Origin of the sequence: Sorangium sp. So ce834, from assembly GCF_051521425.1 — a bacterium.
GTDB lineage: Bacteria > Myxococcota_A > Polyangia > Polyangiales > Polyangiaceae > Sorangium > Sorangium cellulosum_D.
Genome location: NZ_CP150351.1, coordinates 8267874 through 8280857 on the forward strand (window position 1 = coordinate 8267874; position 12984 = coordinate 8280857).

10 protein-coding genes are annotated in these 12984 nt (G+C 71.0%); 3 read left to right on the plus strand and 7 right to left on the minus strand.

From position 1 onward, the window contains the following. Nucleotide 1 precedes the first annotated feature (1 nt). The gene (locus WMF20_RS30015; RefSeq protein ID WP_437605319.1) at nucleotides 2-1003 is read left to right on the plus strand and encodes an MDR/zinc-dependent alcohol dehydrogenase-like family protein; all 1002 of its coding nucleotides are present in this window, start codon (nucleotides 2-4) and stop codon (nucleotides 1001-1003) included. 597 nt (nucleotides 1004-1600) lie between these two features. After that, the gene (locus WMF20_RS30020; protein WP_129577645.1) at nucleotides 1601-2017 is read left to right on the plus strand and encodes a hypothetical protein; all 417 of its coding nucleotides are present in this window, start codon (nucleotides 1601-1603) and stop codon (nucleotides 2015-2017) included. Between the two features lie 45 nt (nucleotides 2018-2062). Here the strand turns inward: WMF20_RS30020 and WMF20_RS30025 are convergent, their stop codons facing one another. Both WMF20_RS30025 and WMF20_RS30030 read right to left on the minus strand, forming a co-directional pair. Next, a complete protein-coding gene (locus WMF20_RS30025; RefSeq protein WP_437605320.1) occupies nucleotides 2063-3379 on the minus strand; it encodes a GRAS family protein in 1317 nt (438 codons plus the stop codon). A 1013-nt stretch (nucleotides 3380-4392) separates the two neighbouring features. Then, the gene (locus WMF20_RS30030) at nucleotides 4393-5787 is read right to left on the minus strand and encodes a sigma 54-interacting transcriptional regulator (RefSeq protein WP_437605321.1); all 1395 of its coding nucleotides are present in this window, start codon (nucleotides 5785-5787) and stop codon (nucleotides 4393-4395) included. Between the two features lie 38 nt (nucleotides 5788-5825). Here WMF20_RS30030 and WMF20_RS30035 point away from each other — a divergent pair, with 38 nt between their 5' ends. Next, the gene (locus tag WMF20_RS30035) at nucleotides 5826-6641 is read left to right on the plus strand and encodes a hypothetical protein (RefSeq protein ID WP_237244239.1); all 816 of its coding nucleotides are present in this window, start codon (nucleotides 5826-5828) and stop codon (nucleotides 6639-6641) included. Nucleotides 6642-6769: 128 nt separating this feature from the next. Here WMF20_RS30035 and WMF20_RS30040 read toward each other — a convergent pair whose 3' ends face one another. From WMF20_RS30040 to WMF20_RS30060, 5 genes are all read right to left on the minus strand, one after another. Continuing rightward, nucleotides 6770-8197, minus strand: coding sequence for a T9SS C-terminal target domain-containing protein (locus tag WMF20_RS30040; protein WP_437605322.1), 1428 nt, complete (start codon nucleotides 8195-8197; stop codon nucleotides 6770-6772). Nucleotides 8198-8279: 82 nt separating this feature from the next. After that, the gene (locus tag WMF20_RS30045; RefSeq protein ID WP_437605323.1) at nucleotides 8280-11213 is read right to left on the minus strand and encodes a TonB-dependent receptor domain-containing protein; all 2934 of its coding nucleotides are present in this window, start codon (nucleotides 11211-11213) and stop codon (nucleotides 8280-8282) included. 198 nt (nucleotides 11214-11411) lie between these two features. Continuing rightward, nucleotides 11412-11849 carry an ExbD/TolR family protein gene (locus tag WMF20_RS30050; RefSeq protein WP_437605324.1) on the minus strand — a complete coding sequence of 146 codons (438 nt, stop codon included), beginning with the start codon at nucleotides 11847-11849 and terminating at the stop codon, nucleotides 11412-11414. A gap of 4 nt (nucleotides 11850-11853) precedes the next feature. After that, nucleotides 11854-12300 (minus strand): ExbD/TolR family protein, encoded by a 447-nt coding sequence (locus WMF20_RS30055; RefSeq protein ID WP_437605325.1) that lies wholly within the window; start codon nucleotides 12298-12300, stop codon nucleotides 11854-11856. After that, nucleotides 12266-12973 (minus strand): MotA/TolQ/ExbB proton channel family protein, encoded by a 708-nt coding sequence (locus WMF20_RS30060; protein ID WP_437605326.1) that lies wholly within the window; start codon nucleotides 12971-12973, stop codon nucleotides 12266-12268. The genes WMF20_RS30055 and WMF20_RS30060 overlap by 35 nt, the downstream gene beginning before the upstream one ends. Nucleotides 12974-12984 lie beyond the last annotated feature (11 nt).

Below are 12984 nucleotides of genomic sequence, written 5' to 3' on the forward strand. Positions count from 1 at the left end.
CGTGCGAGCGCTGGTCTGGGACGGCACGGCGGCGCGCGTCACCGACCGCGCCCCGCCCTCGATCGCGGCCGGCATGGCCGTGGTCGAGGTGCGGTGCGCGGGGATCTGCAACACGGATCTCGAAATCACCAAAGGTTACATGGACTTCCGCGGCACGCTCGGCCACGAGTTCGTCGGGGAGGTCGCGGAGGGGCCCGCCGCGTGGCGCGGCCGTCGCGTGGTCGGGGAGATCAACTTCGCGTGCGGCCGCTGCAGCGCGTGCGCGCGCGGGCTGGGACGGCACTGCCCGGCGCGCACGGTGATGGGCATCGCCGGCGCCGACGGCGCGCTGGCGGAGCGCGTCGCGGTGCCCGTGGCGAACCTCTACGCCGTGGATGACCGGGTGGACGACGAGGAGGCGGTGTTCACCGAGCCGCTCGCGGCGGCGTTCGAGATCCTGGAGCAGGTGCGCGTGGCGCCGGGCACCTCGGCGCTCGTGTTCGGCGACGGGAAGCTCGGCCTGCTCATCGCCCAGGTGCTGCACCAGGCCGGCGCCCGCGTCCTCGCGGTCGGCAAGCACGAGGAGAAGCTCGCCCTGCTGCGCGCGCGGGGCATCGCGACCGAGCTCGTGCGCCCGGCCGCGCTGGCCTCGGCCGACGCCGCCGGAGGCGCCGCGCCTCCTCAGGGCGCCTGGGCCGGCGAGCCGGCCGAGCTCGTGGTCGAGGCCACCGGCACCGCCGAGGGGTTCATGAGGGCGGTCCGCGCGACCCGGCCGCGCGGAACGCTCGTGCTGAAGAGCACCGTCGCCGGGCTCTCCAGCGTCCACCTGGCGGAGCTCGTCATCCACGAGATCACCGTGGTCGGCTCGCGCTGCGGGCTGTTCGAGCCCGCGCTGCGCGCCCTGGAGGCCCGGACCGTCGACGTGCGCTCGCTCGTGTCGGCTCGCCTCCCGCTGGAGCGCGCCGAGGAGGCGCTGCGGGCCGCGGCTGCGCCAGGCGCCCTCAAGGTGCTCGTGACCCGCTGAGCTCGGTCCCGAGCCCAGCGACGCTTGCATCATACTACATTTCTACACCTTCAAAAAACTCTCCCCCCGCCTCCGCCCAACCTGGTACGGGGCTCACCTCTCACCCGGTACGCCGTCCGCCTGCATCCCCTGCCCGTGAAGCCGCGGTCCGTCTGCCCAGGGGGGCCGCCCGCGCCGGTGGTGCTCGTCCGCGACGGCGGGGTGACTCGGGGATTCGCTCGATCGGCCGCGATGCCTCCGGCGCGGGCCCGACCGCGCCGTGCGCGTCCAGCCGGGCGCTGCTGCGATTCGACGGCTTCCCCGACTCCCGAGGTGCGCGCCTGCGGCCACAGATCGCTCTGCAACGACGCGCCCCGAGACACCCCGGGATCAGGCTCGGAGATCCTCGATATTTCGAAACGAAATTCCCAGAGCATCCGTAAATGAGGAGACCGGAGACCGGAGACCGGAGCGCGCGCCGCTCGTGGAACGGCGCCAGCTCGGCGCTGTCGGCCGGGCTGCGGTGGCTCCCCGAGCACGACGCCTGAGAAATCCCCGCGGCTGACTGGAATAGATCCTCGTAGGAGTCGCAGGTTGCGGCAGGGATCAGGAGCATCGATGAGCGCCAAGGACAGCCCACACCATCACGACCGCCCGACGGACGATTCGGACGAGGCCCGCCAGGCCAGGGAGAGCTGGGAGCAGCAGAAGCTGCGGGAGCTCGGCCTCGACGACGTCGAGGAGGATGCGTCGACGTTCTGCCTTCATTGCCGTCGCGAGATGCTGGAGCGCCTCGCGCGCGCCCAGGAGCGCGGCTCCGTGCTGTTCGATATGGTCCGACGCCATGGGCTGAGCCCCCTGCCCCCTCGCGGCGTACGGCCCAGGGCCGGCCGCTGCCTCGGCTTCCTCCCGGAGCTCGCGAGCGAGCTCCGGGCCCTCGCGCCGCGCGGCCGCCGCGCGCTGTGGCTCGTCCTCGCGAGCCTCGCGATCGGCGCGCTGACGCTCTGGGCGGCGCTCGCCGGGCTGGGGCGTTGAGGCGAGGGGCCGCCCGCGTCGCAGGCGCCCCTGGCAAGGCAGCGCTCAGCCGGTCCGGCGGAACAGCCCGGAGATGAACCGCGACGGCGGCGGCACCTGCCGCGGCCGCCACGCCGACGCGGCCACGATCGACACCCCGTTGCGCATGAGCAAGAGCGCCGGCTCGTCCGCCCGCACGTCGAACCCCGTGTTGAGGCGCAGCCCTCCGCGGACCATCGACTCGTGCGGCGAGACGCGCAGCGGCTCGAAGCCGTTCATGCGGAGCCGGCGCTGCCAGGCGCCGCGGCGCTCGTGCCGCTCGACCCGCGCGGCCCCCTCGCCCACCACCACGTTCATCACCTCCTGTCCGAAGAAGACCTGTTCGATCGTCTCGCGCGCGGCGATGTGCGGCGGGAGCAGCGCCTCGAGCGCCTGGAAGACCGCATAATAATGGCCGATCGCCTCGGACAGGCGCGGGAGGAACGGGAGCGCGTTGTGCTCCACGTCCGGCTCGACGAGCGTCAGCACGCGCGGCGACAGCGCGCGGATCCTCGTGAGAATGGTGTCGCGGTTCGCGGTGGGGTGCACCGAGGCGTCGGGTACGTGGTGCAATGCGAACGCCGCATTGACGGCGATGGGCGCCGTCGAGCGGGACGCAATACGGCTCCAGTCGACGCGCTCCACCGAGGACGCGACCCCGTGGAACTCGAACGGGACCTTCAGCCGCTCCGCCCATCCCCCGATGAACGCGCCCGCCCAGCGCAGCCGCTGCTCGGGATCCGGGCCCCGACACGGTAGGTCGATGCCGGTCAGCCGGACGCGCGGCGGGCCGCCGGGCCGCGTCGCCAGCCGGTGTAGCAGGAACGGCCACTGCGTACCGCCCCCGACGCCGATGTCGATGACGTGGATCTCCTCCTCGTGCTGGAACGCCTCCACGATCGCCGCGTTGGCGCTGAGGTATCCGAAGCGGATGAGCGGCGTCGCGTGCACGAGCAGCTGAAACGCCGCGAGCATGTCCCGCGGTCCGGCGCTGCGCAGGTAGAGGTTGCCGTCGCCGGAGCGATCTCCGTCCAGGCGGGCGAGCAACGCCCGGCCGAACACGCCTGAAATGCGCTCCGAGGCGTCACCGGTATCGGGCTCCGCCCGCAGGATGCCCTCCACGAGGGCCCTCGCGCGCTCGTGGTCCCCTGCGTCGATCGCCTCGCCCGCCGAGAGGAGGCGGCTCAGGAACGGGCGGCGGCGCGAGTGGGTCTGTCGGGTGCCCGAGCTCGGCTGCTGTCCGAGCCCCGGGCCGGACGCGGCCGCGCTGGAGGGCCCCTCGATGTGCTCTCGTAGGCTGACAGACGCCTCTTCGGCCGATGCGTGTCTACGGATCGCGTTCATGGTGTCCTGGGCTGTTCAACCAGGCAGCCCGCCGTCCTGGCTGGGCTCTCCACGATGGGACGATTTCAAGCGCGAACGCATGACGTCGACTACCTCGCAGGAGCCGGGGGGTTCAATGTTTGCTGATGTCGCTGCGGGAGGGCCCGACGGCGAGCCGGGGACAGGCGCTCGGCAGCCGCGCGCCCGCGGCAACGCCGCGAAGCGCAGCGCCCGCCCATGACGCGACGGGACCTGAGCTCGCACGAGGGCCCGACAGACAACTCTCTGTACATCGATGAAGCCGCTCGTCCGGTCAAGTCCAAGATCATGATTGTGCATCGCGCCCCCTCCCGGACGTCCGAACCCACCTTCCGGCGGCAGACGTAGGCTTTCGTAGGCACCGTACGAGACGACCGCCGCCGCCCCGCAGGGGGAGTCCCCACCCGCCGCGGGCCGCGAGCGGACCGCCAGCCGCGCAGCGCCGTCGCAAGACGCGCAGCGCCGTCGCAGGACGCGCCGCGCGCGCGCTGCGGCGCCGCCGCGGTGCGCGGGCGCAGGACTCGGCACACCTCACCGCTGCTCTCTTTAGAGCGCATCGCGCCCTCCGACCTGGCGCGCCGCGCGCGCCGGACTCGTTGACTTGACCGTGGTCGTGACAGCACCTCGCTGGGAGACGGGGCTTACACACTACATTACAGCCTGCATAAGCAGGTCTGTAAAGTCCCTATACATGGGCCCTCGGTCGATCGAGCCGCGCTCCGTCACCGGATGGAGGCAACCCTGCGACGACCGGGCTCCTCGACCTGCCGGGCCTGCTTCCTTGAGGAGAGCGGCGCTTCGGCCCGCAATCGCCCTGAAGGCCAGAGCGCTTGGTGGAGGCGATGTATGGAACGGCCGCCCTATCGGCCTCAGCCGCCTACGCCCGGAGCGACACCGGCAGCGACACGGGAGCGCGGCGGGCAAGCGCTCCCCTGGGATGAAATGCCGCCATTGACGTACTCCTGTACTTGTGCATACAGCGCACGGCGAGCGGCTCAGTCGTTATCGGACAGCTCGCTCCCCTCGGCGAAGTGGGAGCGATCCACGCCATTCTTCTCGAGCCAGCGTCGGATTCGATTCCTGTGCACGCCGAGCCTGTTGGCGGCGCGAGACACATTGCCTCGCTCGAGGCGAAGCGCCTCGGCGATCTCATCTTCGGGCGGCGCCTGGCTCGGGCGCGAGGGGCCCGACCGGACGTCGCTCCCTGTCTGACGGGCGTGCGAATCCGTCGTCTCCGGGCCCAGGCCGACGCCCGCGAGCGGATCGAGATCCTTGGCCTCGACCGTGCGCCGCCCCTCGTCGAGCGCGCGCGTCACGGCGCGCCGCGCCTCCCCGACGAACTCGCGCAGGTTCCCTGGCCAGCGGCGCATCGCGCACGCGATGATCATCGAATGGTGAATCGCCGGCGGCACCTTGCCGAAGACCGCGCCCACCGCCTTCGCGCATTGCGTGAGCAGCCAGGGAATCTCCTCGAGGCGCTCCCGGAGCGGCGGGAGCCGGACCTCGGGCCGACCGATGCGGTAATAGAGATCGTCCCGGAAGCGGCCCTGCGCGACCCGCGCGCGCAGGTCGTGCGTCGCGGCGCAGATCCGAATCTGCACCGGGCGAGGCGCGACCGCGCCGAGCTCGAGCACCTGCCGGGTGTCGATCGTCCGGAGCAGCTTCGCCTGGACCGCCGCGTCGAGCTCGGCGACCTCATCGAGGAAGAGCGTGCCCCCGTGCGCGGCCTGCACGTAGCCCTCGGTGTCGTGCGTCGCGCCGGAGTAGGCGCCGCGCCGGGCGCCGAAGAGGAGCCGCTCGGCCAGGCCCTCCGGGATGGCCGCGCAGTTGACGGCCACGAACGGGCCGCGCGCCTGCGGCCCCGCCTCGTGGTAGGCGCGCGCCGCGAGCTCCTTGCCCGTGCCGCTCTCGCCCGTCACGAGCAGGCTGTCGCCCGCGGCCGCGGCGCGGACGATGGTGTCGTAGACCAGCTGCAGCCTGGGCCCGAGGACGCTCTCCTTCTCGATGCGCACCGCGCCGCGCGCGAAGCTCCGGATGTCCGCGAGCGCGAGGAACACCGACGTCCCCGCGCCGACGACCTGGATCGCGTCCCTCCGCACCTCGCCGCGGATGGGCTCGCCGTTCACCGACGTCCCGTTGGTGCTGCCGAGGTCCTCCACGGTCCACGCGGCGCCGTCGTACGCGATGCGCGCGTGTCGCCGCGACATGAGCGAGTCGTCCACGAGGGGCACGCCGGCCACGCCCCCGCGACCCAGCACCACGGCGCCGCGATCGAGCGGGATCGGCGCGCATCGCGGCTGATCCCCCGAGAAAATCAGGACGATCCCGGGAACGGGCTCGGCGACCGAGGGCTCAGGCGGGACCGAGACGCGGACGGTGGAGTGGTCCATCAGGATCTATCTTACCTGTTCAAGAACCTGGCCGGCCAGTGGCCGGCCATCCCATCGATCGCTTCGAGCTAGCTGGGCAGAACTCCTGGGAAATCAACGTCGTCCCGTTCGCCAGGCTCGGCACGAGTTGTGCTTGTCTGGTCGGTATGGTGGCCTCTGCAAGAGCTCGCATCCATCGGGACCGGGGGACCGCCCTCGAGGTGAACATGGGTTCCGGCCGCACGATCGACGAAGCGGGCCGCCGCTCACCCCGGCGTCTGCACACAGCCCGCACCCTGCCGAGCTTCCCGACCCATCCCGGCCTCCAGAGCATCAGCGGCCTCCGCGGCGCGCTCGAGTTCCTGGAGTGGCCGGCCTCCGAGTGGACGCCCAAGGACCTCCAGGACTGGTTCGTGGATCACCTCGTGACCCCGGGCCTGATGAAGCGCCCTCAGATCGTGCGCGAGCCCGGCGCGACGCCCGTCATGCTCGACCCGCGCGCCGACGGCGGCAGCAACCTGGAGGAGCTGATCCACAAGGCCCGCGGGCGCGTCATCACGGCGCTGCGGGGCCTCATCGCGCCCGTCACCGACGATCGGTTCCTGAACGCGGCGATCTACGGGGGCAGGGTCCGCCGGGCCGCGGTGGGCGGCCGTCCCGTCTGGGTCGCCTCGCCGCGCGAGATCGACTTCCTCGGCGACATTGTGCTCAGTTTGCTCGCTGCCGACATCCTGCTCGACCGCGAGTTCTATCGCGCACACCTCTGCATCTGCGAGGTGTGCGGGAGGGTGTCATTCAAGGACAACCCGGACGCGCGAGGCGTATGCAGCGAGCACCGGAGCAGTGTGTCCGGGTTCACGCCGCGCGTGCGCTGAGCGCCTGCGGCGGAGCCGAGACGCTCGCGACGATAAAGGCCGGCGGATGAGCCGGCCTTCGTCATTTCTCTCGCCACGGATCCGGTCCGCCCCTCACGCGACGACGAGCCGACGCGGACGGCGCGGCGTCAGTTCGCGTCGAACGAGACCCAGGCGCCCGTCGCCCAGGTGTCATCCGCCTTGAAGGCGCCGATGTACTTCGCCTCGGCGTCGAAGAAGCCGTCGTCGGGCGGCGTGGCCGCGTTCTCGACGAGCGTGGCCTCCGGCCGGAAGTCGGGCTTCGCGGCGAAGCACCCGGCGAGCCCCGGATCCTCGACGCTGTTGGACGCCTCGCCCTCGAACCACGCGATCTCGTCCACCCCCGCGTCGTCGTCGTCATCCAGCTTCGACTCGGTGGTCGCGTTCACGTCGGTCTCCTCGTAGGCGATGTTCGCCTTGACGTTGCCGAAGAAGATCGAGCTCGCGAGCTCGACCTCGGTGAGCGCGTCGCGGAGGTCCACCCCCGCCTCGAAGCCGGTCACGATGGTGTTGAAGATATGGGCCTTCGTCGAGCGGCGGAGCAGCATGCCGTACTGCTGCTTGTCGACGTCCTTGTTCTTGCCGCACAAGGTCGCGTTGTAGATCATCGGCTCGCTGACCGGCGTGTTGGCCGACGAGTCGGCGTCGTTGTCGCCCTCGAAGCCGTTCGTGTCATCGGCCACCGAGGGGTCCTGCTGGACGGCGATGAACTGGAGCTTGCCGACGTAGCCGAGGTCCCAGTCGATGCCGTCGTCGCCGTTCTGCGCGCAGATGAGGTGCTTCGCGTTGACGGTGCCGCCGAAGAACTCGAAGCAATCGTCGAGCGTGTGGTGCACCATCACGTGATCGATGGTCGTCTTGGAGCCCACGCCGGCGAGGGTGAGGCCGTTCACCTCGTTGTCCTGAGAGAGCAGGATCCCGCTGAACTCGATGCGCACGTACTCGAGGACGCCGCTGTTGTCCTCCGGCTTGTTGCCGCCGTACTCGGTGCCCTTGCCGGTGATGCCCTCGACCGTGGCCTTGCCGCCCTCGACGTTGACCGGCGCCTCGCCGAGCAGGATGACGCCGCCCCAGTCGCCCGCGGCGCGGTCCCCCTTCTCGCCCTGGCTCGTGAACACGATGGGCTCGTCGGCCGTGCCCTTGGCGTTGATCTTCGCGCCGGGCTTCACGACGAGCGTCGCGAGGCTGACCTTCTCGCCCATGATCGTCGTCCCGGGCTCGATGGTCAGGGTGGCGCCCCGCTCGACGAAGACGATGCCCTTCATCAGGTAGCACTTGTCGGCGGTCCACGTCGCGTCGGCGTCGATCGCCCCGGAGACCGCCACCGGGGCGGAGCAATCGGCGGGGCTGCCGCCGCCGTCGCCGCCGGAGCCGCCAGCGCCGCCGCCGCCGGAGCCGCCAGCGCCGCCGCCGCCGGAGCCGCTCGTGGCCGAGGTGCCGGTCGCGGCCGGAGAAACCGAGTCGTCGTCGCCGCAAGCGGCGAGCGCCGCGACGGAGAGCGCCGAGACGCAAGCCAAGGCAATTCCGAATGTACGCATGTTATTTACCTCCTGGCGAGCCACCATGAATCATGCGCGCGAAATCGCGACGATCGACGCGTGACGATTCAATGGCACGCGCTCAATAGGTATAGGAGGCGCTCAATGTCACCGTCGTGCCGATGCTGTATCGACTGACCATGTTGTCCCCGTCGCTCTCCCTCCCCTGCGTGATGCGCACCGGAGCGTCGATGAGGTTCTCGCCGGCCAGCTTCAGCTCGACGTGCTCGCCGAGGCGCTGGGCAACGGTGAGGTCGATCTGGTGCCGCGGCTGCTCGTACTCGTCCGGCAGCCTGCTCCCCACCCTCCTGAGCCGGACGCCGAACAGGTTGTAGAGGAGCCGAGCGCTCGTGCCGGTCGACTCCCCGGTGTAGTCGAGCCCCAGGTTCACGACGAAGGGGGATTGCCCCTGGAGGGGGTGCGTCGGGCTGCTCGTGATGGTGATCCCTCCCGCGCTGATCTCGGGATCGATCGTCACCTCCGACGTCACGAAGGTGAGGTTGCCGAGCGCGGTGACCTCCCGCAGGAGCGGGGAGATGAAGCCGAGGCCCTTCCTGAGCTCGAGCTCGACGCCGGCGAGGTAGCCGGCGTCTCCGTTGACGTAGGTGAGCCTGCCCCTGCCGCCGTTCGGGATGATGACCTCCTCGATCGGCTCCTGGAAGTGCTTGTAAAAGACGCTGACCGCCGCCACCTCCCCGGCCGTCGGGAAGATCTCGAAGCGAAGATCGCCGCTCACGACGCTCGTCCGCCGGAGCTCGGGATTGCCCTGCACCTCTCTGCCGCTATAGCCTTCCTGATACAGGGTCGGGCTGAGCTCGCGGAGCTGGGGCCGCGCCAGCGTCTTGGCCACGCCGAGCCTGACGTTCGAGCTCGAGGTCGTCTTGACGATGACGTTGAGCGCCGGCAGGAGATCGACCTTGTCGCTCTCGACGTTGATCTCGGGGTTCGCCGCGGAGTACCGGTCGAACGCCCTCAGCGACAGCGAGGAGGCCTCGACCCGGGCGCCGAGCACCGCGCGGAGCCATCGCGTCACGGCGGCGTCGGTCATCACGTAACCCGCGTAGAGATCGTCGTTCGCCGTATAGGAGTCGGTCTCGCGCGTGATCTCCTCGAGCTCGAGCACCGAGCCGATGTTCTCGTCCGAGAACAGCTGTCCCGGCTCCTGGCGCAGGAGCGCCGGATCCGCGCCCGGGCGCTGCTTGAACCGGAACCGGCGCGCGTTGAACTCGCGCTCCCGGAAGTTGAGCAGACCGCCCACCTTCAGCCGGGTCGGGGTGTCGCCGCGGACGAGGGGCTGGGTGTAGGAGAGCTGCCCGCCGTAGCTCACGTCGCTCATGTCGCTGAAGAAATGCGCGCCGCTCAGCGTGCCCTCGTCCCACGAGAGGGCGCCGCTCGCGTCATCCCGGACGTAGACGGTCTCCCTGGTGTCGGGCTCGTCCGAGGTCGCGAGGGAGAGCGACGCTTTCCAGTCGACGGTCCCGCCGTCGAGCGCCTCGAAGCGGTGCTCGCCCTGGAGCTGGCCCAGGGTGAGCGATCGCGAGGTGAACCGCAGCATCGTGTCGCTATACGCGCTGTCCCCGCGGCTCGGGTCCACGTCGGCCACGCTGACCTGGTCGTCCGATGAACGGCTGTGGAGCCCGGTGAGCGTCACCTTGTGGTCCTGATCCGGGTTGTAGGTGACGCTGCCGAAGCTCCCCCAGGACACCTGATCACGGATGTTCCCCGTCGCGATGTCGCCGACACGCTCGGGCTCGCCGGTCTGCGGGTCGGGATCGAAGATGCCGGCGACCTCGCTCGCGCGCGGAGAGAACTTCCGGCCGTAGCTCAGGGTGGCGATGTAGCCGAGGCGCTGCTCGCCGCCGAGCTTCAGGGTGTCGCCGACGACCACGCTGCCGCTGCCGTTCGGCGGGGTGAACGATCGCGTCGTCGCCATGGACGAGTCGATCGCCCTCCCGTAGGCCGTCATCTCATCCCTGGAGATGGTGCCGCCGCCCGGCTCGGGGCCGAGGCGCACCACCTTGTAGTCAGGGATCTCGTCCGGCAGGGCGCGGGCGCCGCCGTCGATCCCGAGCCAGTCGGTCCCGGATCCGTCGTAGCTCTGGCGATCCCGGAACGTCGCCCGGGTGTTCAGCCCGAGCGACAGCGAGGCCTGGAAGAGGAATTTGGTCGGGAGCTCCCGCGTGTTGATCTGGACCGAGCCGCCCGCGAAATCGCCGGGGATGTCGGGGGTGAACGTCTTGACGACGGTGATGTCGCTGAGGACCAGCGACGGGAAGAGATCCAGCGGGACGGCCTGCCGGTCGGGCTCGGGGCTCGGCAGCGGGGCGCCGTTCAAGAGCGCGTTCGTGTAGCGCTCGCCCAGGCCGCGCACGTACACGTACCTGCCGTCCACCACGGTCGCGCCGACGATGCGCTTCGCGGCCTCCGCGGCGTTGCGATCGGGCGTCTTCGCGATCTCCTTCGCGCCGACGGCATCGCCCACGTGGGCCGCGTTCTTCCGGATGAGCAGCTGCGCCGCGACGCTCGCCCGCTCCGGCTCGAACTCGACCTCGACGACGTCCTCGACCTGCTGATCCGGCTCCAGGCCGACGTCGACCTGGCTCACCTGCCCGGCGGTCACGCGCACGTCCTGCACGCGCTGAGGCTTGTACGCCTCGTACCAGACCCGCAGCTGGTAGCTCCCCGGCGGGAGCTCCAGGCGGTAGCGGCCGTCGAGATCCGCGATGACCTTGAGCTTCGTCCCGACGACGGACACCTGGGCGTCGAAGACCGGCTCCTTCGTGGCGGAGTCCGTGACGACGCCCCACACGACGCCCTTCCCTGCCGGCGGCGGGCGCGACGGGCTCGGCTCGTCGAGCCCTGCGGCGCCCTCGGCCGGCGCGGCGCCGGCCGGGGTTCCGGCGCCTTCCGGCGGCGGCGCCGCCGCTCCCGGATCGCCCTGGGCGAGGGCCGTGGCCCCCCAGCAAAGCGGCGCCACGAGCGCTGCGACTACCCCCGAGATCCTCCTGCGAATCATGCACCTGTCCCTTCACGCCCCGAGCTCGGGCGCGCCTTCCGATCCGATGTCCGGGCGCACCTGCGCCCCGTCGATGAGGAGGGCGGAAGAGCCCGCTGCCCGCCGCCCTCTCGAAGCACCGCGCCGCGCGCGCGCCGTCGGGCGTCGGCCCCGCGGGCGCCTCCTCGACGCCGCCTCGGGGCCGCGCGCCGCGCCGGCTCAGCGCCCGGTCTTCTCTGTCAGGACGGCGATCGTCTTCGCCCCGCCCATGCGCGCGGCGTCCATGGCCTCCACCGCGACCGCATAGGCGGCCTCGTCCTCTGCGTCGAAGTACAGCACGTCGTCCGAGCGCGCCGCGAAGATGCGGGCGAGCCGCTCCTTCAGCTCGCCGCGCTGCACCTCGGCCTGGTTGATGCGGATGACGCCGCGCTCGTCCACCGTGAGCACCACGGGCCTCGTGGCGTCGTCGGGGGGCGGCGAGAGCTTCGCGGCGTCGTCCTTCTTGGGCAGGTTCAGCCAGAACTGCTTCGCGAGCAGCGGCGTGACGACCATGAAGATGATGAGGAGCACGAGCACCACGTCGACGAGCGGCGTCACGTTCATGCTCGGCGCGACGCCGCCCTTCCTGCCGCTGCCCTGCGGAACGCTCATCCCCACGGCGCTATCCCTCCTCCGGCGCCGGGGAGGCCCCGCCGCCCCGCTGGCTCACCTGCAGCGAGATGCCGGCGAAGCCGACCTCCTGGCACAGCGCGAAGGTCTCCCGCACGCGGCCGTACTTCGCGGAGGAGTCGCCCTTGATGACCACCCGGCGCTCCGGCTCCGCGGCGCGGATGGCCCGCAGCCGCTCGCCGAGCGCCGGGAGATCGGCGACGGCCTCCTTCTCCAGGAACACGGTGCCGGCGCCGGTGATCGTCACGTAGATGGGGTCGAGCTTCGATTTCGACTTCGGATCCGGCTGAAAGACCGCCGGGAGCTCGACCCGCTCGCCGTGCTCCATCTGGGGGGCGATGACCATGAAGATGATGAGGAGCACGAGCACCACGTCGACGAGCGGCGTGACGTTGATCTCCGGCTCAGGCTGCTGCCGACTCGAACGCTTGCTCTCCACTCGAACGCCCATGCTCGTTCTCCATCTCGTCGATGAGCTCACCCGCGCTGCGCTCGAGCGCGAGCTCCACCGCGGCGATGCGGGTGGTGAGGTAGTTGAAGCAAAGCACCGCCGGGATGGCGACCCCGAGCCCGAGGGCGGTGACGATGAGCGCCTCGGCGATGCCGGCGCTCACGGCGCCGAGGCCGCCCGAGCCGGTCGACGCGATGGTCTGGAAGGCGGTGATGATGCCGATGACCGTGCCGAGCAGCCCGACGAAGGGGGCCACCGAGCCGACCGTGGCGAGCACCGACAGGCCGCGGCGCAGATCGGCCGAGATCGCCTCGCGGCGCCGGAACACCTCGCGGCGCGCGAGCTCCACCGGGGGCACGCCGCCCTCGCCGGCGTCGAGGGCGCGCTGGAACCGGCGCACCGCCGCCGCGACGAGCCGGGCGAGCGCCGATCGCTCGTACTGGCCGGCGATCTGCACGAGCCGCGCGGTGTCCCACGCCTCCATCACCGGCCGCGCCTCGGTCGCGAAGCGCCGGGTCTCGGACGCCTGACGGGCGAGGGCGATGAGCCGCTCGACCACGACGGCGACGCTCGCCAGCGCCATGAGCACGAGGGCGAACGCGACGAGCTTGCTCAGGAGGCCCATGCTCGCCCAGATGTGCCCGAGATCGAACTGCATCATGACTCTACTCC

Coding starts and splice junctions, on each gene's coding strand:
- WMF20_RS30020 (WP_129577645.1), top strand. CDS start 1,601: ATGAGCGCCAAGGACAGCCCACACCATCACGACCGCCCGACGGACGAT.
- WMF20_RS30025 (WP_437605320.1), bottom strand. CDS start 3,379: ATGAACGCGATCCGTAGACACGCATCGGCCGAAGAGGCGTCTGTCAGC.
- WMF20_RS30030 (WP_437605321.1), bottom strand. CDS start 5,787: ATGGACCACTCCACCGTCCGCGTCTCGGTCCCGCCTGAGCCCTCGGTC.
- WMF20_RS30040 (WP_437605322.1), bottom strand. CDS start 8,197: ATGCGTACATTCGGAATTGCCTTGGCTTGCGTCTCGGCGCTCTCCGTC.
- WMF20_RS30045 (WP_437605323.1), bottom strand. CDS start 11,213: ATGATTCGCAGGAGGATCTCGGGGGTAGTCGCAGCGCTCGTGGCGCCG.
- WMF20_RS30060 (WP_437605326.1), bottom strand. CDS start 12,973: ATGATGCAGTTCGATCTCGGGCACATCTGGGCGAGCATGGGCCTCCTG.